This is a genomic window from Streptomyces luteosporeus, assembly GCF_039532865.1.
Classification (GTDB): Bacteria; Actinomycetota; Actinomycetes; order Streptomycetales; family Streptomycetaceae; genus Streptomyces; species Streptomyces luteosporeus.
Map to the genome: position 1 here is coordinate 39,046 of NZ_BAAASL010000028.1, position 19,927 is coordinate 58,972.

General features: G+C 74.1%; 17 protein-coding genes. 6 read left to right on the forward strand and 11 right to left on the reverse strand.

Features of this window, described 5'->3' with window-relative positions; all coding sequences use genetic code 11:
• Entirely contained in the window at nt 1–2,565 is a 2,565-nt protein-coding gene (locus ABD361_RS27955) for a glycosyltransferase (protein ID WP_344439340.1), read from the forward strand.
• Here ABD361_RS27955 and ABD361_RS27960 read toward each other — a convergent pair.
• Complete coding sequence (locus tag ABD361_RS27960; RefSeq protein WP_344439341.1) at nt 2,529–4,448, reverse strand: anthranilate synthase family protein; 1,920 nt, start codon at nt 4,446–4,448, stop codon at nt 2,529–2,531. The two genes, ABD361_RS27955 and ABD361_RS27960, sit on opposite strands and share 37 nt — an antisense overlap.
• A 334-nt stretch (nt 4,449–4,782) precedes the next feature.
• Here ABD361_RS27960 and ABD361_RS27965 point away from each other — a divergent pair, with 334 nt between their 5' ends.
• Together ABD361_RS27965 and ABD361_RS27970 are read left to right on the forward strand one after the other, a co-directional pair.
• Nucleotides 4,783–6,132: a class II 3-deoxy-7-phosphoheptulonate synthase gene (locus tag ABD361_RS27965; RefSeq protein WP_344439343.1), complete on the forward strand. Its 1,350-nt coding sequence runs from the start codon at nt 4,783–4,785 to the stop codon at nt 6,130–6,132.
• A gap of 146 nt (nt 6,133–6,278) precedes the next feature.
• Nucleotides 6,279–6,515 (forward strand): (2Fe-2S)-binding protein, encoded by a 237-nt coding sequence (locus ABD361_RS27970; RefSeq protein ID WP_344439344.1) that lies wholly within the window; start codon nt 6,279–6,281, stop codon nt 6,513–6,515.
• 18 nt (nt 6,516–6,533) lie between these two features.
• Here the strand turns inward: ABD361_RS27970 and bfr are convergent, their stop codons facing one another.
• Nucleotides 6,534–7,022 (reverse strand): bacterioferritin, encoded by a 489-nt coding sequence (gene bfr / locus ABD361_RS27975; protein WP_344439345.1) that lies wholly within the window; start codon nt 7,020–7,022, stop codon nt 6,534–6,536.
• A gap of 159 nt (nt 7,023–7,181) precedes the next feature.
• On the opposite strand from bfr, the gene ABD361_RS27980 reads away from it, so the two are divergent.
• Nucleotides 7,182–7,838, forward strand: a complete 657-nt coding sequence (locus ABD361_RS27980) for a sulfite oxidase-like oxidoreductase (RefSeq protein ID WP_344439347.1) — start codon at nt 7,182–7,184, stop codon at nt 7,836–7,838.
• Between the two features lie 4 nt (nt 7,839–7,842).
• Here ABD361_RS27980 and ABD361_RS27985 read toward each other — a convergent pair whose 3' ends face one another.
• The 6 genes from ABD361_RS27985 to ABD361_RS28010 form a co-directional block, all read right to left on the reverse strand.
• A complete protein-coding gene (locus ABD361_RS27985) occupies nt 7,843–8,607 on the reverse strand; it encodes an endonuclease/exonuclease/phosphatase family protein (RefSeq protein ID WP_344439349.1) in 765 nt (254 codons plus the stop codon).
• 4 nt (nt 8,608–8,611) lie between these two features.
• On the reverse strand, nt 8,612–9,553 hold the full coding sequence (locus tag ABD361_RS27990; protein ID WP_344439351.1) for an ROK family glucokinase: 942 nt from the start codon (nt 9,551–9,553) through the stop codon (nt 8,612–8,614).
• 57 nt (nt 9,554–9,610) lie between these two features.
• Nucleotides 9,611–10,063, reverse strand: a complete 453-nt coding sequence (locus tag ABD361_RS27995; protein WP_344439353.1) for a DUF5304 domain-containing protein — start codon at nt 10,061–10,063, stop codon at nt 9,611–9,613.
• 56 nt (nt 10,064–10,119) lie between these two features.
• Nucleotides 10,120–11,349, reverse strand: a complete 1,230-nt coding sequence (locus ABD361_RS28000) for an ArsA family ATPase (RefSeq protein WP_344439355.1) — start codon at nt 11,347–11,349, stop codon at nt 10,120–10,122.
• Between the two features lie 250 nt (nt 11,350–11,599).
• Complete coding sequence (locus ABD361_RS28005; RefSeq protein WP_344439357.1) at nt 11,600–12,052, reverse strand: SRPBCC family protein; 453 nt, start codon at nt 12,050–12,052, stop codon at nt 11,600–11,602.
• Nucleotides 12,053–12,148: 96 nt separating this feature from the next.
• A complete protein-coding gene (locus tag ABD361_RS28010) occupies nt 12,149–12,916 on the reverse strand; it encodes a metallophosphoesterase family protein (protein WP_344439358.1) in 768 nt (255 codons plus the stop codon).
• Nucleotides 12,917–13,193: 277 nt separating this feature from the next.
• Between ABD361_RS28010 and ABD361_RS28015 the strand changes: the two genes are divergently transcribed.
• The gene (locus ABD361_RS28015; RefSeq protein ID WP_344439360.1) at nt 13,194–14,993 is read left to right on the forward strand and encodes an AMP-dependent synthetase/ligase; all 1,800 of its coding nucleotides are present in this window, start codon (nt 13,194–13,196) and stop codon (nt 14,991–14,993) included.
• Between the two features lie 30 nt (nt 14,994–15,023).
• Here ABD361_RS28015 and ABD361_RS28020 read toward each other — a convergent pair whose 3' ends face one another.
• On the reverse strand, nt 15,024–16,166 hold the full coding sequence (locus ABD361_RS28020; protein ID WP_344439362.1) for a glycosyltransferase family 4 protein: 1,143 nt from the start codon (nt 16,164–16,166) through the stop codon (nt 15,024–15,026).
• Between the two features lie 120 nt (nt 16,167–16,286).
• Here ABD361_RS28020 and ABD361_RS28025 point away from each other — a divergent pair, with 120 nt between their 5' ends.
• The gene (locus ABD361_RS28025) at nt 16,287–17,525 is read left to right on the forward strand and encodes a glycosyltransferase 87 family protein (RefSeq protein ID WP_344439363.1); all 1,239 of its coding nucleotides are present in this window, start codon (nt 16,287–16,289) and stop codon (nt 17,523–17,525) included.
• Between the two features lie 140 nt (nt 17,526–17,665).
• On the opposite strand, the gene ABD361_RS28030 is transcribed toward ABD361_RS28025, so the two are convergent.
• Both ABD361_RS28030 and ABD361_RS28035 read right to left on the reverse strand, forming a co-directional pair.
• The gene (locus ABD361_RS28030) at nt 17,666–18,814 is read right to left on the reverse strand and encodes a hypothetical protein (protein WP_344439365.1); all 1,149 of its coding nucleotides are present in this window, start codon (nt 18,812–18,814) and stop codon (nt 17,666–17,668) included.
• Nucleotides 18,815–18,849: 35 nt separating this feature from the next.
• Nucleotides 18,850–19,923, reverse strand: a complete 1,074-nt coding sequence (locus ABD361_RS28035) for a C40 family peptidase (RefSeq protein ID WP_344439367.1) — start codon at nt 19,921–19,923, stop codon at nt 18,850–18,852.
• Nucleotides 19,924–19,927 lie beyond the last annotated feature (4 nt).

Here is a 19,927-nt window from a genome sequence, read left to right on the forward strand (position 1 = left end):
ATGGAGACGAGCACCGCCCCCGCCCTCGTGCCCGCGGGCCCGGCCCCCGCCCCCGCCGGCCGCGTTCCCGGAGCCCTGCTGCTGACCGCCGCCACCGTCGCGGTGGGCCTGGGCAACTACGGACTCTCCCTCCTCCTCGTCCGCCTCCTCGCCCCGTCCGACTTCACCGTCTACTCCGCCGTCTCCTCGGTGCTGCTGAGCGTGGGCACCCTGGCCGGCGCCACCGTGCCCTGGGTGCTGGCCCGGGAAGTGGCGGCCTGCGCGCCCGGCGGTGCGCGGCGCCGGCGGGCGGTGCGCTCGTGCCTGTGGCTCGCACTCGGCCTGTCCCTCGCGACCGCCGTCGTGGCCTGCGCGGCCGTCGCCCCGTACGCCGGGCCGGGACCGGTCGCCGCACTGGCGGCCGCCTGCCTGACGATCTGGCTCAACTCCGTCGGCGCCGGCTACCTGCAGGGGCGCGAGCACTTCGCCCGGCTGGGCGCGCTGCGGGTCGGCGAGGTGGCGGTGCGGATCGTCGTCACCGTGGCGACCGTCGCCGCCGGGTGGGGGGCCGCAGGGGCGCTCGGCGCCTTCGCGGCGGGCGCGGCGGTCACCACCGCGGCGGGGCTCGCCGCCCTGCGCCGGGACCTGGCGGCGGAGGAGGCCGAGGAGGCCGCGGAGGCCGAGGAGGCGGGGAGCCGTAGCGGCCTGTGGCGGCACGCGGCCCGCATCGGCGGCATCCAGCTGCTGGTGTGCGTGCTGTTCACGTCCGACGTGGTCGTCGCCGCCTCGGTGCGCGGCGGCTCCGCCGACCTGGCGCCGTACCAGGCGCTGCTGGTCCTCGCCCGCGTGCCGCTGTTCCTGGCGACCGCGCTGGCCACCGTGGTCTTCCCCCGGCTGGCCGCGGCAGGCCCCGGCGCGGGCGGCGAGGGCTTCCGTACGGCGCTGCGGCAGCACTGGATCGCCGGCGGTGCCCTCACGGTGACGATCGCGACCTGCCCCGGCGCGGTCGCCGGGCTGGTGCTGCCCGAGCAGTACACGGCCTCCCTCGCGCTGCTGCCCCCGCTCGCCCTCGCCGGATTCGCGAGCGCGACCGTCGTGCTGGTGACGGTCGTCTTCCAGGCGTGGGGCCCGGCCCGGCCGGTCGTGGTGCCGCTCGCCGTGGCCTGCCTGCTGGGAGGCGCCGGGTACGCCGTCGCCTCCGCCAGCCCGCCGGCGCTGGCGTGGAGCGCGGCGGCCGTCACCTCCGCGGTGGCCGTGGTGACACTGGGCCGCGCCCGGCGCCGCGTGCCCGGCACCGGGCCGCTCGCCGGGGCGCTCGGCCCGCTCGCGGCGGGCGCCCCGGCCTGCTGCGCGCTGCTCGCGCTGCGGCCGTACCCGGCCCTGTGGACGGGCGCGGCGCTCACCGTGCTGGCCGGTGCCGCCGCGGCCGTACGCTCCCGGCCCCGCCGCCCGGGCCCGTACCGCGTGCTCCACCTGGGCTTCGAGGACCCCCGGCGGCCCGGCGCGGGCGGCGGCTCGGTCCGCACTCACGAGGTCAACCGGCGGCTGGCCGCCCGCGGCGCCGAGGTGACCGTCGTCGTCGCCCCCTGGCCCGGCGCCACCGCGACCGTGCGCGACGGCGTCCGCTACGTGCCGCTGCCCGCGCACCTCGGCCCGCTCGCCCGCAGCCGGTTCACCTCCCAGATCGCGTACTTCGCGGTCGTCGTCACCCGGCTGCCCTGGCTGGTGCGCCGGCACGACCCGGACATCGTGGTCGAGGACTTCGCCGCCCCCTTCTCGTCCGTGTGCGTGCCGTACCTGACCCGCAGGCCGGTCGTCGGAGTGGTGCAGTGGCTCTTTGCGTCCGAGAAGGCCCGCGAGTTCCACCTGCCGTTCGGCGCCGTCGAGCGGCGCGGGCTCGCCTCGCACACCACCCTGCTCGCCGTCGGCGACGACCTCGGCGAGGAGCTGCGCGGGCGCAACCCGGCAGCGCGCGTGCAGGTCATCCCCAACGGCGTCGACGCGGCGGCGTTCACCGCCTCCGCCGCCCGGCGCGGCGACCACGTCCTGTACCTCGGCCGGCTGGAGACGACCTCCAAGGGCCTGGACCTGCTCCTGCGCGCCTACGCCCTGGCCGCCCCGCACACCTCCGCCGACCTGCACATCGCCGGTGACGGCCCGGACGCCCGCACCGCGCGCGCCCTGGCCGCCGACCTGGGCATGGCCGACCGCGTCCACTGGCTGGGCCGCGTCGAGGGCCCCGCCCGCTTCGACCTGCTGGCCGGAGCCCGCCTGGTGTGCGTACCGAGCCGGTACGAGACCTTCGGCATGGTCGCCGCCGAGGCCCTGGCCACCGGCACCCCGGTCCTGGCCTTCGACATCCCGCGCCTGCGCGACCTGGTCACCGACACCGTGGGCGTCCGCGTACCCCCCGGCGACCTCGACGCCTACGCGGCCACCCTGACCGCGCTCACCCGCGACCCGGCCCGCTGCGCGGCCCTGGGCGCCCAGGGCCCGCCCACGGTGGCCCACCTGGACTGGGACCGCATAGCCGCAGCCCAATGGGCGGCCTACAAGCGGGTGTCGGGGGCCGTCGGGGAGAGGTGAGGACTCAGCAGCTCCGCGACGATCTCCGCGCCGTTGAGCGTGAGGACCGACTCCGGGTGGAACTGGACGCCCGCGAAGCCGTTGCCCCGCAGGGCGTGGATCTCGCCCGTGGCCGGGTCGGCGGACAGCTCGGCGCCGTCGGCGGTCGTGCCGCGGGCCACGTAGGTGTTGTAGAAGCCCACCGTCTCCTGCCTTCCGAAGAAGTCGATGCGTTCCTGGGCGCCCTGGAAGGGGATGTGCTTGCGCACGATCCGCAGGCCCAGTTCCGCCGCGATGAGCTCGTGGCCCAGGCACACGCCGAGCAGGCCGTGGGGGTGGGTGGCGAGGAGGTCGGCGGTGAGGGTGCGCAGGAGGCGCATCTTGGGGTCGGTGGCGTCGGAGGGGTTGCCGGGGCCGGGGCCGAGGACCACCGGGCCCTCGTGGTGCAGGGCGGCGTCGTGGAGGCCGGGTTCGTCGTAGCGGCGGACGGTGACGGTGAGGCCGGCGGTGCGCAGGAGATGGGCCAGCATCGCCGTGAAGGTGTCCTCGGCGTCGACGACGAGCGCATGTCCGCCGGGTGCGGCGGCGGAGGGGGTGGTGTGCATCCGCAGCCAGAAGGGGGCGAGGTCGGCGCGGCGGGCGTCCAGTGCCGCGCGTACGCGGGGGTCGTCGGCGAGGTGTACGGGCGGGGCCGCCGCGGGGCGTACGGGGCCGGGCCGGACGCCGAGTGCGGTGAGGACGGCCGCGGCCTTGGCGTGGGTCTCGGCGACCTCGCCGTGCGGGTCGGAGTGGCGTACGAGGGTGGCGCCGACGCCGACGTGGAGCCGGCCGCGGCGGTCGATGTCGGCGGTGCGGATGAGGATGGGCGAGTCGAGGGTCTGGGCGCCACCGGTGTCGCGGCCGATGAGGGCGAGGGCGCCGGCGTAGTAGCCGCGGCCGCGGGGTTCGTGGCGTTCGATGACGCGGCAGGCGTTCTGGAGGGGGGAGCCGGTGACGGTGGCGGCGAACAGGGTCTCGCGCAGCACGTCGCGCACGTCGAGCGAGGAGCGGCCGCGCAGCTCGTACTCGGTGTGGGCGAGGTGGGCCATCTCCTTGAGCCGCGGCCCGACGACGACGCCGCCCATGTCGCCGACGGTGCACATCATCTTGAGTTCCTCGTCGACGACCATCGACAGCTCCTCCACCTCCTTGCGGTCGTGGAGGAAGGCGAGGAGGTCCTCGGGGGTGGGGCCGCCGGCCGGGTAGCGGTAGGTGCCGCTGATGGGGTTCATGACGACCGTGCCGCCGGACATCCGTACGTGGACCTCGGGGCTGGCGCCCACGAGGGTGCGGTCGGGGGTGTGCACCAGGTGCGTCCAGTACGCGCCGCGCTCGCCGGCGAGCAGGCGGCGGAAGAGGGCGAGGGCGTCGGCGGCGTGGAAGCCGTGGATCTCGCCCTCGAAGGTGCGCCGGACGACGAAGTTGGCGCCCTCGCCGGTGCCGATCTCGTCCTCGATCACCCGCCGGACGATTGCGGCGTACTCCTCGTCGCCGACGTCGAAGGCCCCGCCCTCGACGGTCACCCGGTGGGCGGGCAGGGCGGCGAGGACCTCCTCCAGCGGGAGCTCGTGCGTCTCGTGGGGCGTGAGGACGAGCAGGGGCATGCCGTCGTCGCGGGCGGCGAAGCCGCGCTCGCGGATCTGCCGGAAGGGGACGAGGGCCAGGGCGTCGTGGGCCGGTGCGCCGCCGGCGGGGGCCCCGGTGGGCAGGGGGATGTCGGCGAGGCGGCCGGCCTCGGTGACGGGGCCGAGGAGGAGTTCGACGGTGCCGGTGTCCCGGCCCAGGGTGCGGCGGTGGAGCAGGGCGAAGGGCGGGCAGGCGGGGTCGGTCAGCCGGGCGATGAGGTCGGCGGTCGTGGTGGTCATGGGGGTTCCTTCCGGGTCGGAGAGGAACGGCCCTCGTGGCCGGCGTCCGGTCCGTGGACGCCGAAGGCCGCCCCTCGGGGCGGCCTTCGCAGTCGTCGTCGCGTACGCGCGATCAGTGGGCCGCCTAAGGAGCGGTCCACCACCAGAAGCGATTCCGGTCTGCGTGTACGTACATGTCCGGCACGGTACCCCACGGGCGGGGCCGCCGTCCCGGTTTTCGGTGCGCGCGGGGGACGCGGGTGCGGTCCGGAACCGGTACGTACGCGTCTCGTTTTCCGTCTCACACTGCGGTCCGGAGCCGGGAGCGCCGTGGCGACCCCGTAATGTTGAGGGCGTGACCGTGAACGCTGACATCCACGCCGGTGGCAACACCTGGCGCTCTCTGCCCGCGGCGCAGCAGCCTGACTGGCCGGACCAAGAGGCTCTGCGCGATGTGATCGCCGAGCTCGAGTCCTATCCGCCCCTCGTCTTCGCCGGCGAGTGCGACCAGCTGCGCGAGCGTCTGGGAGCCGTTGCGCGAGGTGAGGCGTTCCTGCTCCAGGGCGGCGACTGTGCCGAGGCCTTCGACGCCGTCGGCGCGGACCAGATCCGCAACAAGCTCAAGACCCTGCTCCAGATGGGCGCGGTGCTGACCTACGCCGGGCAGGTGCCCGTCGTGAAGGTGGGCCGGATCGCCGGCCAGTACAGCAAGCCGCGCTCGAAGCCGACGGAGACCCGCGACGGGGTGACCCTGCCGACGTACCGCGGCGACTCCGTCAACGGCTTCGCGTTCACCCCCGAGGCCCGTACGCCGGACCCGCAGCGGCTCAAGCGCATGTACCAGGCGTCGGCCTCGACGCTGAACCTGGTGCGCGCCTTCACCACCGGCGGCTACGCCGACCTGCGGCAGGTGCACGCCTGGAACCAGGACTTCGTGCGCTCCTCGCCGTCCGGTCAGCGCTACGAGCAGGTGGCGCGGGAGATCGACCGGGCGATGAACTTCATGAACGCCTGCGGGGTGGTCCCGGAGGAGTTCAGGACGGTCGAGTTCTACGCCTCGCACGAGGCGCTGATCCTCGACTACGAGTCGGCGCTGACCCGGGTGGACTCGCGCACCGGCCGGCTCTACGACGTCTCGGGCCACATGGTGTGGATCGGTGAGCGCACCCGCCAGCTGGACGGGGCGCACATCGAGTTCGCCTCGAAGATCCGCAACCCGATCGGTGTGAAGCTCGGCCCGTCCACGACGCCGGAGGACGCGCTCGCGCTGATCGACCGGCTGGACCCCGAGCGGGAGCCGGGCCGGCTGACCTTCATCACCCGCATGGGCGCGGACAAGATCCGCGACAAGCTGCCCACGCTGGTGGAGAAGGTCACGGCGTCCGGTGCCGCGGTGGCCTGGGTCTGCGACCCGATGCACGGCAACACCTTCGAGGCGGCCTCGGGCCACAAGACCCGGCGCTTCGACGACGTGCTGGACGAGGTCAAGGGCTTCTTCGAGGTGCACAAGGGCCTGGGCACCCACCCGGGCGGCATCCACATGGAGCTGACCGGCGACGACGTCACCGAGTGCGTGGGCGGCGGCGACGAGATCTTCGTCGACGACCTGCACCAGCGCTACGAGACGGCGTGCGACCCGCGTCTGAACCGCAGCCAGTCGCTGGACCTGGCGTTCCTGGTGGCGGAGATGTACCGGGACCAGTGAGGGCGTAAGGAAACGCCGTGGGGCGCGGATCACGTGATCCGCGCCCCACGGCGTTTCCGTGCATTGTCTTTCGGCCACCCCGCCGGGTAAGGTAAGGGTTACCTTATTGATCAATCGGTCGGAACGACCGGCGAGGCGGTGACCGCGTGTACGTCTGCTCGTGCTTCGGCATCACGGAGCAGCAGGTGCGCGACCACGCGGACCGGGGCGCCTGCACGCCCCGCCAGATCGCCTCGGCCTGCAAGGCCGGCACCGACTGCGGCAGCTGCGTGCGCCGCATCCAGGCCCTGCTCGGCCGCGGCGCCTGCCCGCGCCGCGAGCTCGCCGACAGCGGCGAGGGCGACGTCCTGGCCGCGGAGCCCGCCCTGGCGCGGGCCGCCTGAGCGGCCCCGACGGGAGCGCTACGCGCTGCCGCCGTTCTCCTGCTCGATGTACTGGGCGAGGTACAGCGGCTCCCCCAGCTTCTCGATCAGCTCCAGCTGGGTGTCGAGGTAGTCGATGTGGTCCTCCTCGTCGGCGAGGATCGACTCGAAGATGTTGGCCGAGGTGATGTCGCCCTTGGCCCGCATGACCTCCACCCCGCGCCGCAGCCGGTCGATGGCCTCGACCTCCACCTGCCGGTCGGCCTGGAACATCTCGGTGATCGTCTGACCGATCCGGACGTGGAAGAGCCGCTGGTAGTTGGGCAGCGCCTCCAGGAAGATGATCCGGTCGGTGAGGGTCTCGGCGTGCCGCATCTCGTCGAAGGACTCGGCGCGCGTATGCGAGGCGATCTTGGTCCAGCCGTGGTGCTCCTGCAGCTTGGCGTGCAGGAAGTACTGGTTGATGGCGGTCAGCTCCGCCGTCAGCTGCTCGTTGAGGAACTCGATGACCTCGGGGTCGCCCTGCATCGCCAAGGCTCCTTCCCAGCGGTGATGATCCAGTGGATTGCGCGCATCCTCGCACCGGTGCCGGAGGTCGTCCAGTAAGTGCACACTTATCCGGGTCGTCCGGTTATGCCTGATCACCCTTGGTCATCAGCACCCGTCGCCGTCTGACACCATTGAGCCATGGGGCCCTCTAAAAACACCGAAAGCCGCAAAGGGGAGCGCCCCCAGCTGCCGCTGGGCGGTGCCCCCACGCTGCCTCCGGGGCAGCGCCTCCAGCGCGGCTGGCCGGTGACGCACTACGGGCCGGTGCCGAAGTTCCGGCCCGAGCGCTGGGAGTTCCGCGTCTTCGGTGCGACCGCCGACGGCGGCAAGCACTGCTGGACGCACGAGGAGTTCACCGCCCTGCCGTACAGCACGGTGGTGGGCGACCTGCACTGCGTGACGAAGTACAGCATGCTCGGCGCCGAGTGGGGCGGTGTGAGCGCGCGGACGATCCTGGAGCTCGCCCCGCCCGCGCCCGAGGCCACCCATGTGATGGTGTGGGCCGAGTACGGCTTCAGCTCCAACCTGCGCATGGCGGACTTCGCGGCCGAACGGACCATTTTCGCCACGCACAAGGACGGCGAGCTGCTGACCGCCGAGCACGGCTTCCCGGTACGCCTGGTCGTCCCCCACCTCTACGCCTGGAAGGGCCCCAAATGGGTGCGGGGCGTGGAGTACATGACCGCCGACCGGCGGGGCTTCTGGGAGGAACGCGGGTACCACAACATCGGTGACCCGTGGCGCGAGCAGCGCTACTCCTACCAGGAGGAACCGGGCGACGGCCCCGAGCTCTGAAGCCTTACGAGGAGGCCGGCACCCGCAGGGCCGCCAGCACCGGCAGGTGGTCCGTCGCGGCCCTGAGGTCCGCCTCGGTGACGCCTGCCAGCCCCATGGGCACCCCGCACCCCAGCACTTCCACGCCGGGCGTCGCGAAGAGCGCGTCGATGCGCTTGGGGGGATCGCCCAGGCGCGTGGTGTTCTCCCGCCCCCACGGGCGCACCGCCCAGCCGTCCTGCAGGTGCTCCGCCAGCAGGGCGAACGTCCGGCCGTCGGGACGGTCGTTGAGGTCGCCGGCGACGACCGCGTGGGGCACGCCGAGGCCGGCGAGCCGCTCCAGCACCAGCCGGCCCTGCGCGTACCGCTCGCCCGCGTCGATGCTCAGGTGGCAGCTGACGACCCCCAGCCGGGCCGCGGGCCCGAAGCGCAGCACGGCCGTGGCCAGCCCGCGCTGGTGCAGCCCCGGGGTGCGCGGCAGCAGGACGTCCTCGGTGCGCTCGGCGTGCGCGCGCAGCGAGGTCAGGAGCATCGGTCCGGAGGCGGTGCCGCCGCCGGTGACGTACACCAGCCCCGCCTGCCGCGCGAGGCGGGCGGCGGCCTTGCGCCAGCGGAAGAAGCGCGGCGCCTCCTGCACGCAGACGACGTCGGGCGCGCAGGCCCGGATCACCCGGGCGAGCGCTCCGACGTCGTCGCGCAGGGAGCGCACGTTGTAGCTCAGCACGCGCACGACCGCCGAGCCGTCCGGCTCGGTGCGGGAGGCCGGCAGGTCCGGCAGCGTGCCGAGCACGGGCTCAGCCCTGGCGGGCCAGGTCCGCCGCGCCCACCAGGCCCGCCTTGCCGCCGAGCTGCGCGGCGAGCACCTGGGCGTGCGGGCGCCACTGGCTGCCGACGAGCCAGCGCTTGAAGGACTTGCGGATCGGGTCGAGGACGAGGTCGCCCTCGTCGGAGACGCCGCCGCCGACGATGAACGCCGAGGGGTCGAAGAGCGAGGCCAGGTCGGCGAGGCCGGCGCCGGCCCAGCGGGCGAGCTCGCGGAAGGAGTCGATCGCCACCGGGTCGCCCTGGCGGGCGGCGTCGGAGATGTGCTTGCCCTGGATGCCCTCCGGGGTGCCGTCGCCCAGGGAGAGCAGGACGGTGGCGTTCTCCGGGGTGGCCTGGGCGCGCTGGCGGGCGTAGCGCACGAGGGCGCGGCCGGAGGCGTACTGCTCCCAGCAGCCCTGGCTGCCGCAGCCGCACAGCAGGCCGTCCGGCACGACGCGGATGTGGCCGAACTCGGCGGCCACGCCGAAGCGGCCGCGGCGCAGCTTGTTGCCGATGATGATGCCGCCGCCCAGGCCCGTGCCCAGGGTGATGCAGATGACGTCGTCGTGGCCCTGGCCGGCACCGAAGCGGTACTCGCCCCAGGCCGCGGCGTTGGCGTCGTTCTCGACGACGACCGGCAGGCCGACGCGCTGCTCGACCTTGTCCTTCAGGGCCTCGTGGCGCCAGTTGATGTTCGGGGCGAACAGGACGGTGGCCCGCTTGTCGTCCACGTAGCCGGCGGCGCCGATGCCGACGGCCTCGACCTCGAAGCCCTCGCTGACCGTGCGCACCGCGTCCGCGATGGCGTCGATGACTCCCTCGGGAGTCTCCGGGGTCGGCACCTTGCACGTCGCCAGGATCGTGCCCTCTTCGTCGACCACACCGGCCGCGATCTTGGTACCGCCGATGTCGACGCCGATGGTGAGTCCCATGTGTCCCTCAGTTTTTCGCTCGATCCCCGCCGTGACCCACCGTACCCGAGCAGCGGATCAGTCGAGGTCGATGCGGTGGTTCTCGCCCGGGGAGGGGCCATCGTCCCCGCCGGCGCGGGGGGCCGGGGGCTCGCCGCGCGTCCAGCGGGCCTCCTGGCGGTGGACGGCCGCGCGGTAGGCGGCCAGCAGCTCGGAGCCGGCGCCGGCGAGGTGGTCGAAGACCTCCGGGTTGCGCTCGATGACCGGCTCGACGACGGAGCGGGCGCGGTCGACGAAGTGCCGCACGGCGACCTGGGCGGTGGGGCCGCCCAGGGGCAGCTGGATGGCGGCGACCTTCTCGGCCACCGCGTCGACGAGTCTGCGCAGCTCCTCGGCCGCGCTGCCGGGCTCCTGCGGGCCGCCGCGGCCGTGGCGGGCCCGCTCGGCGGCGAGGTCCTCGGCGCAGGCCCGCTCCCAGGCGTCGGGGTCGGGCTCCCGGCCGGGGCCGGGGCGCTCGGTGGGATCGCTCATGACGGACTCCTGCACGCGGTATTTCCTCCGACGTTACCCGACCGACGCCCGGGCGTTCAGGACGTCCTCGGCCAGAGATCGGGATCGGGCACGAAGCGCACGCACAGCTCGCCGTCGCGCAGGGCGGCGCCCGAGACGCTGCACCGGCGCAGGGCGGAGGGCAGTGGCAGCACGCGGCGGAACGGGCCGACGGACAGGACGAGTTCGTCACCGCGCCGCACCAGGCCCAGCTCCTCGCGGCGGGCGCCGGGCAGGGGCAGGTGCCAGGTCAGCATGCCGTCGGTGGCCAGGCGGTCCGCCACCCGCCAGGGCTCGGCGGGCTCGCGGCCGTCCGGCGGCAGGGTGGCGCGGTCGGCGAGCAGGGCCAGGTCGCCGGCCCCGCGCGGGGAACGCCCGAGGTGGGGCAGCTCGCGGACGGTGACGCCGTCGGCGAGGAACTCCTCGCACAGATCCTTGTGGGCGCCCTGCTGCTCGGCGGCCAGGCCCGCGAGCCAGGGGTCGGCGGAGCCGTCCGGCAGCAGGCGGTTGGCCACCAGGGAGTCGATGCGGCAGCCGTGCAGGGCCAGGCCGGCCCGGGCGGTGCGCAGCGCCTCGGTGGCCACGGCGCCGGGTTCGGCGACGAGCCGTACGGTCGTGCCCGGCGCCTCGATCACCTGCCGTACGGCGGCGAGCTCCTGCTGCCACTGGGCGGCGGTCTCGTACAGCCGCTGGGCGGGCATGGGGACGCGGGCCAGCTGGGCGAGGACGGGGCGCAGGGCGCGGGCGGCCTGGCGCTCGGGGGGCAGCAGGCGGTCGAGGTAGCGGCCGAGCTGCTCGGGCAGGGCGAGCAGGGCGACGGCCTCGTGGACGGGCGGCATGTCGACGACGAGCGTCTGCCAGCGGTCCGCGTCGGCGTGGGCGGCCCGCAGCGCGGCCAGCAGCGACAGCTGGCCGGCGCCGGGCAGTTCGGTGAGCTCCTCGGGGTCCAGCGGGCTGGCGCCCAGCAGGTCGAACACGGACGCGCCGCGCTGCTGCAGGTCGCCGGCCAGGGTGCGGAAGTGCTCGCCGGGGGCGATGCGGGCGGCCCACAGGCCGGGGGCCGCCTCGGTGGGCGGGGCCCACGGCGCACGGCCCCGGGCCCCGCTCTCGGGGGTCAGCGGCGTGCCGAGGACGGCGTCCGGGGTGGGCCCCCGGTCGCTGGTGAGCAGCAGCACGCGGCGTCCGGTGCGGGCGGCGGCCAGTGCGGTGGCCGCCGCCACGGTGGTGCGGCCCGCGCCTCCGGGACCGGTGACGAGGACCGTGCGCACGGTGGAGCCTTCCGGTGGTTCGGTTCTATGTGGTGCGGTGCCAGGGCCTGTCCGGCGGATCATGCAGCGCCCCGTAAGGGGCGCGGGGAACTGCGCGATCGGCCACCGACGGCCCGCAGCCGACGCACCTCCCGCGGTCCGGGCGAAGCCCGGCACTTCGTCTGCGGGCGCATCGTGGCTTGTCGCGCAGTTCCCCGCGCCCCTTACGGGGCGCCGTGGCACCGCGTGACGAAGATCCGCCGGACACGTCCTAGGAAGCGGCCGTGCCGGTCTCGACGCGCTTCTTCAGGCCGTCCAGGGCGCGGTCGATGATGACCTTCTCCGCCTTGCGCTTGATCATGCCGAGCATGGGGATCTTGACGTCGACGGTGAGGGTGTAGGTCACCTTGGTGTGCTTGCCGCCCGCGGCGGGCTCCAGGCTGTAGGAGCCGTCGAGCTGGCGCAGCATCTGCGACTTCACCAGGGACCACTGGACGACGTTCGGGCTCGGCCAGCTGTAGGCCAGGGTGTGGTCGTCCTTGATGGCGCCGGCGTCCAGGACCAGGCGCACCTTGGCGGCGCGGTCCTGCTCGTCCCGCTCGAGCACCTCGGCCTGCTTGACCTCGCCCGTCCACTCCGGGTAGCGGTCGAAGTCGGCGATGACCGACATGACCTCGGCGGGGGTCGCCTCGATCGTGATATCCGAGCTGGTGTGTTCCGCCATCTGCGTGGCTCCTCCGTACCGGTGCGCGGCGTCGGCTTGCCGGATGGGATTCCCGGCGATCGTTGTCTGCCGGTGAAGGCTACCTCCCGCTGCGCGTCACCACTCCAGCACCCACGGTGTGCTCGTGGACGCGAAGTGGCCGACATTGACGCACTCGGTCGCGCCGACGCGCATGCGCCGGGCGAGCGGCTGGTGGACGTGGCCGAAGAGGGCGTAGCGCGGGCGCACGGCGCGGATGGTCTCCAGCAGGGCGGCGCTGCCGCGCTCGAAGCGGCGGGCGACGGTGTCGTAGCACAGCTCCGGCACGTCGGGCGGGATGTGCGAGCAGAGCACGTCGACCTCGCCGAGGGCGGCGAGCTTGGCGGCGTAGGTCTCCTCGTCGATCTCGTAGGGGGTGCGCATGGGCGAGGGCAGGCCGCCGCCGACGAAGCCGAAGACCAGCCCGCCGATCTCCACGCGCTCGCCGTCGAGCACGGTGGTGCCGGGGCGGGCGTACTCGGGCCACAGGGGCGGCACGTCGACGTTGCCGTAGGTGGCGTAGGTGGGGGTGGGGAAGGCGGCGAACAGCTGGGCGTACTGCTTGCGCACGGCCTGCTCGACGACGGCCTTCCGGTCGCCGCCCACGGCCTCCCACAGACCGCGGGAGAGGGCGCGGGCCTCCTCGAAGCGGCGGGCGGTGCGCAGCGCGACGATGCGGTCGGCGGCCTCGACGCCGAACAGCTCGGGGAAGATGCCGCGCGAGTGGTCGGCGTAGTCGAGGAAGAGGACGAGATCGCCGAGGCAGATCAGGGCGTCCGCGCCGTCGCCGGCGCGCGCCAGTCCCTCGGCGTTTCCGTGCACGTCGCTGACCACGTGGACTCGCATGCCGCTCACCCTAGGGTGCGGGCGGCTGCCACAGGAAGGGCCCCGACCTGCGGTTACTTCCCGGTTACCCGGCGGAGGGGCTAGGGTGCGGGGAGCGGTCCGGTGGCATGTGACGCACGGAACATCTGGGCGCGACCCTCTATTCGAAAGACGTACTGGTGGGTAACGTCCGGGCAGTCCACGCTGTCCAGCACCCCCTGCCTGATCAATGGACCGCAGCCGACGCAGCGCCCCTCGACGACGCGGCGGCGCCGGCGCCCGACGAGGAGCAGCAGTCTTGCGCGAGTTCAGCCTTCCGGCCCTGTACGAGGTCCCCGCCGACGGCAACCTGACGGATCTCATCCGCCGGAACGCCTCCGTGCACCCCGATGTCGCGGTCGTGGGGCGCAAGGTCGGCAGCCGCTGGGAGGACGTCACCGCCGCCGCCTTCCTCGCCGAGGTGCGCTCCGCCGCCAAGGGCCTGATGGCCTCCGGCATCAAGCCCGGCGACCGCATCGGCCTGCTCTCGCGCACCCGCTACGAGTGGGCCCTGCTGGACTTCGCCATCTGGAGCGCCGGCGCCGTCACCGTCCCGGTCTACGAGACCAGCTCCCCCGAGCAGATCCAGTGGATCCTCGGCGACTCCGGCGCCGTGGCCTGCCTGGTGGAGACCGAGGCCCACGAGGAGGCCGTCGACTCGGTGCGCGACCGGCTGCCCGACCTCGCCCACGTGTGGCGGATCGAGGGCGGCGACGCGATCGAGCAGCTGGCCGCGGCCGGCGCGGCGATCAGTGACGAGGAGGTCGACGAGCGCAGCGCGCTGGCCACCGCCGACTCCCCCGCCACCATCGTCTACACCTCCGGCACCACCGGCCGCCCCAAGGGCTGCGTGCTCAGCCACCGGGCCTTCTTCGCCGAGTGCGGCAACGCCGTCGAGCGGCTCAAGCCGCTGTTCGACACCGGCGACTCCTCCGTGCTGCTCTTCCTGCCCGCCGCGCACGTCTTCGGCCGGCTGGTCGAGGTCGCCTCCGTCCTCGCGCCCATCAAGCTCGGCCTCGTCAGCGACATCCGCAACCTCACCGAGGACCTGCAGGGCTTCCGCCCCACCCTCGTGCTCGGCGTGCCCCGGGTCTTCGAGAAGGTCTACAACGGCGCCCGCGCCAAGGCCCAGGCCGACGGCAAGGGGGCGATCTTCGACAAGGCCGCAGAGACCGCCATCGCCTACAGCCGCGCCCTGGACACCCCGGCCGGCCCCTCCTTCGGGCTGCGGATCAAGCACAAGGTCTTCGACAAGCTCGTCTACTCCAAGCTGCGCGCGGTCCTCGGCGGCCGCGCCACGCACGCCATCTCCGGCGGCGCCCCCCTCGGCGAGCGGCTCGGCCACTTCTACCGCGGCATCGGCTTCACCGTGCTGGAGGGCTACGGCCTGACCGAGTCCTGCGCGGCCACCGCCTTCAACCCCTGGGACAGGCCCCGCATCGGCACCGTCGGCCAGCCGCTGCCCGGCTCGGTGATCCGCATCGCCGACGACGGCGAGGTGCTGCTGCACGGCGAGCACCTGTTCACCGGCTACTGGAACAACGAGACCGCCACCGCCGACGCGATGTCCGACGGCTGGTTCCACACCGGCGACCTCGGCACCCTCGACGAGGACGGCTTCCTGCGCATCACCGGCCGCAAGAAGGAGATCATCGTCACCGCCGGCGGCAAGAACGTGGCGCCCGCGGTCATCGAGGACCGCATCCGGGCCCACGCGCTCGTCGCCGAATGCATGGTCGTCGGCGACGGCCGCCCCTTCGTCGGCGCCCTCGTCACCCTCGACGAGGACTTCCTGCCCCGCTGGCTGGAGCGCCACGGCAAGCCCGCCGGCCTGACCCCGGCCGAACTCGCCGACGACCCCGAGCTGCTGGCGGACGTGCAGAAGGCCGTGGACGACGGCAACGCGGCCGTCTCCAAGGCCGAGTCGGTGCGCAAGTTCCGCATCCTGCCGGGGCAGTTCACGGAGGCCTCCGGCCATGTGACGCCGTCGCTGAAGCTCAAGCGCAACGTCGTGGCGAAGGACTTCGCGGACGAGATCGAGGCCATCTACCACGGCTAGCCCCCGGGGGCCGGGCCCCCGGGGACATCCCTACAGCAACTCCTTCAGGCGCTCCGCCAGCAGGTCCCAGCGCCAGCGCTCCTCGACCCACTCGCGGCCCCGGCGCCCCATGCGCTCGCGCAGAGCGGGGTCGCGCAGCAGGGTGACGATGCGCTCGGCCGCCCGGGCCGGGGAGCCGCCGGGCACCACATAGCCCGTCTCGCCCTCCAGGACGGCGTCCGGGGCGCCGCCCGAGTCGCCCGCCACCACCGGCAGGCCCGTCGCCGACGCCTCCAGGTAGACGATGCCCAGGCCCTCGACGTCCAGCCCGCCCCTGCGCGTACGGCAGGGCATCGCGAAGACGTCGCCGGCGCCGTAGTGGGCCGGCAGCTCCTCCCACGGCACGGCGCCCGTGAAGCGGACCGCGTCCGCCACGCCTCGCTCGGCGGCCAGCTTGCGCAGGTCGCCCTCGTACGGCCCGCCGCCGACGATCAGCAGCACCGTGTCCGGCACCGCCGCCAGGATCCGCGGCATCGCCTCGATCAGGGTGTCCTGTCCCTTGCGCGGCACCAGCCGCGAGACGCACACGACCACCGGCCGGTTCGCGAGGCCGAGCCGGGCGCGGACCTCGGCGCCGCCCGAGCCGGGGTGGAAGGTCTTCTCGTCCACGCCCGGCGGCAGTTGCACCATGCGGGCCGCGGCCTCGTCCGTCAGGGCGGCGGCGATGCGCGAGCGCGTGTACTCGCCCAGGTAGGTCAGGGTGTCGGTGCCCTCGCCGATCCGGCGCAGCAGCTGCCGGGAGCCCGGCAGCTGCGCCCAGCCCGCCTCGTGCCCGTGCGTGGTGCCCACGATCCGCCGCGCGCCCGCGCGGCGCAGGGCGGGGGCCATCAGCCCCAGCGGGGCCGCGGCCCCGAACCACACGGAGCTGCAGCCGTGTTCCCGCAGCAGCTCGCACGCGCGCCGGGTCGCCCCCGGGGTCGGCAGCAGCATCGTGGTGCGGTCCCGGACGACCGGGAACGGCTGCTCGGCATCGAAGCGCGCCGTGGCCGCGCGGCCCTCGTGGCCGTGCTTCCAGGTCGAGGCGTAGACGACGATGCCCGCGGGGTCCAGGCGCAGCGCCATGTTGTGCAGGAACGCCTGGATGCCGCCGGGGCGTGGCGGGAAGTCGTTGGTGACGATCAGGGTCTTGTGCATCGCCGCCGACAGTACCGGGTGCATTGGGGGGTGAACCGCGCCACGTCCCGCCACGTCGTCGCGCGGTGGCGCCCCGGAACGGCATCATTCCCTTCAGTGGCGGTGCGACGGAGGTGAGTGATGGTGGCGGGCACTGGTCTGCGGCTCTCGATCGCGGTGTGGGCCGTCACCCGGGCCGTACTGCTGATGTGCGTCTTCCGCGTCTGGGACATGCCCGGCTCGGACGTCTCCGTCGACATCGAGGTGATCTATCAGGGCTGGTACGGGGTGCTGAGCACCGGCATCTACCCGTACGACGACGTCACCTGGCAGTACCCGCCCGCCGCCGCGCTCGCGGTCCTCTCCCCCGCGCTGCTGCCCTTCCTCGGCTACGCGCCCGCCTTCTTCACCGTCTGCCTCGCCGCGGACGCGGCCATCATGGGCATGCTGCTGTACGCGGCCCGCGGCGGCCGGCGCAGCCCGCTGGGCGTGTGGGTGTGGGTCGCCGGAGTGCCGCTGCTGGGGCCCATCGTCTACGCCCGCTACGACGTGATGGTCACCGCCGTGGCGGTGGCGGCCCTGCTCGCCTCCCGCCGCCGCACCCGGCTGTCGGGGGCGCTCACCGGGTTCGGGGCGCTGCTGAAGGTCTGGCCCGTACTGCTGCTCATCGGCACCCCGCGCGGCCGCCGCACCCGCTCCACGTGGGGCGCGGCCCTGCTGACGGTCGCGGTGCTCACCATGCTGTTCACCGCCGCGATGCCCGGGGCCCTGGCGTTCCTCACCTTCCAGCGCGACCGCGGCACGGAGGTCGAGTCGCTGGGCTCGCTGGTCTTCCACCTGGCCCGGCACTTCGGCTGGCACGGCAAGGCCCGGCTGAACTACGGCTCGGTGGAGTTCCTGGGCCGCCACGTGCACGCGGTGAGCGCGCTGGCCCTGCTGCTGAGCGTGCTGGCGTTCGCCTGGCTGCTGGTGTGGCGGGTACGGGCCCGCCGCTTCACCGCGACGACGCCGTACGACGCGGCGTTCGCGGCGGTGCTGCTGTTCACGACGACAAGCCGGGTGATCAGCCCCCAGTACATGGTGTGGCTCATCGGCCTGGCCGCGGTGTGCGTGACGATGCGCACGCCGCGGCAGCAGCTGCCGGTGCTGCTGGTGCTCATTGCGGCACCGCTGACGCAACTGGAGTTCCCCATCTGGTTCTCGCACGTCGTCGCCAGCGACAAGCTGGGGGTGGCGACGCTGACCCTGCGGAACGCGCTGCTGGTGACGGCGACGGTGATCTCCTGCCGGCGTCTGTGGCGCGAAACGGTGCCGTCACGGCGGGCCTCCGCCACGGAGGAGACGGACCCGCCGCGGGAATCGGCGCTGGTACGGGGCTGACCCTGCGGGGCTTTTCCCCCACCCCGCCCCTTCCCGCAGTATCGATATGCGGCTCCGCCGCGGGCGGGGGCAAGCCCCCGGACCCCCGGCCGGGGTCCGGGGCGGAGCCCCGGTTTCGGGAAGGGGCGGGGTGGGGGAAATCAAAAGGCCTCGGCCACGTACTCGCGCCACTGCGCCGTGAAGTCGGCCTCGCTCACCCCCAGGGCATCCCAGAACCGGCCCCCGCGCCCGGCGGCGCGGTAGAGAGCCACCAGCCGCTCCTCCCCCCACCGCTCCGCGATCAGGCGGCACGCCAGCCAGCCCCCCTCGTACGCCCGCGCCAAGCGCCCCGCATCGCCGGTGAAGGCGAAGTCCGCATCCGGCGGCAGCCGGTCGGGCGGGGTGCCGGCCGTGACGGCGGCGGCGAGTTCGGGGGCCACCTGGCGTGGCGTGCGGGCCGCACCCCGGTAGGCGACCCAGTCGGCGAAGCCTTCCGACAGCCACATCGGCGTCGAGCGGGTCGTGGCGTCGCGCGTGGCCGCGTGGGTGGTCTCGTGGGTGAGGACGATCCGCCGTCCGAAGTCGCCGAGTTCGGCGTAGGCCTCGGGGTTGACGACGATGCGGTCCTCGGTGGTGACGGCGGCGATGCCGCGGTATTTGGAGGGTGGGGAGTCGAGGAGGGCGGCCATGCGGTCGAGGGTGGCGGGGAGTTCGACGACGACGCGCCGGGACCAGGGGCCGGGCCAGGCGGCGGTCACGGCGGGTACGGCCCGGTCGGCGAGGCCGGCGAGTTCCTGGAGCCGGCCGCGGTCCTGGTCGACGCCGAGGACGAGGGCGCTGGTGCCGTGCACGGCGGTGAGGGTGCCTTGTTCCCACAGCTGGTTGCCGGCGCGGGTGGCGTCCTGTCCGGTGACGTACCAGCGGTCGCCGTGCCGTGCGACGGTCAGCCGGACGGACACCGTGGCGGTGGCTGCGCCGTAGCCGGCGATGCGGTAGCGCAGCTGGGCGTCGGCGGTGGCGCCTTTCAGGCTTTTGAGCCGGTATTCCCAGGTGGCGAGGGGAAGCGCGGCGAGGTTGGCGTAGACGCGGCGGCGGTCGGCGCGGTAGCGCTCGGCGGCGGGGTCGACGGCGTCGAGGTAGGCGTTCTCGTTCTTGTCGCGGACGGCGGCGGCCCAGCGGTCGAGCAGCCGGCGGACGCCTTGGGTGCCGGTTTCGTGGGGTGTAGTCGTGCAGCCGGCGAGGAGGAGCAGAGTCGCGGCGGCGGCCCCGTACGCCGCGCGCCGTCGTTTCCCTCCGCCACCGCCTGTCACGCCCGCATCGTACGGGCAGGGGTGCCGCGGCCGGTTCAGGGGCGGGTGACGGAGGAGATCGGCATCATGTCGGCGCGGTCGTAGCGGACGCGGGCGCCGGGGTAGGGGGCGTGGACGACCTGGCCGCCTCCGACGTACATGCCGACGTGGCTGGCGTCGTCGCGGTAGATGACGAGGTCTCCGGGGCGCGCCTCGGAGAGGGAGACGTGGCGTCCGGCGTGCCGCTGGGCCTGGGAGGTGCGCGGCAGGCCGACGCCGGCGCGGCCGTAGGCCCATTGCATGAGGCCGGAGCAGTCGAAGGCGGTGGGGCCGTTGGCGCCCCAGGCGTAGGGCAGGCCGACGGCCTGGCGCACGGCCATGGCGGCCAGGGCGCCGCGGCCGGAGCCGCCGAGGGAGGGGAGGTCGGGCAGGGAGGGCAGGGTGGTGTGCAGGGGGCCGGCGGGGCGTTCCTCGGAGCGGGAGGAGCGGGCGTACTGGGCGCGCTCGGCGTCGGGGAGGGTGTTGAGAAGGCGGCGGGCGGCGGAGAGCCGGGATTCGACCTCGCGTTTGTGGGCGTCGACGGCCCGGCGGGTGTCCTCGAGTTCGGCGAGGGTGCGGGCGGCTTCCTGGCGCTGCTGGCGCAGGGCGCGCTGGGCGGCGAGGAGGGCGTGCAGTTGTTCGGCCTGGCGTCCGGTGACCCGGTCGAGGGTGCTGGCCTTGTCGAGGTAGCCGTCGGGGTCGGAGGAGAGCAGCAGTTCGAGGGCGGGGTCGACGGCGCCGCTGCGGTACTGGGCGGTGGCCATCATGCCGAGGGTGCCGCGCATGCGGTTGACCTGTTCCTGGCCGCGGGCGACGCGGTCGGTGGCCCGTTCGACCTCTTCGCGCAGGGCGTCGGCGCGCTCGCCGGCGGCGTTGAACTTCTCCGTGGCCCGCTCGGCCTGCTCGTAGAGCCGGTCGAGCTGGGCGCGCACCGTTCCCGCGGGCTTGACGTCCTCGGCGCCGTCGCCGGGGGTGGCGGTGGCCGGGGCCGCCGAGAGGGCGGCTGCGGCCGTGGCCACGGCGGCGGAGAGCACGGAGACCCGCATGCCCGGGATGAGACCGCAGGGAGCAGAACGGCGATGGGACGCCACGGGG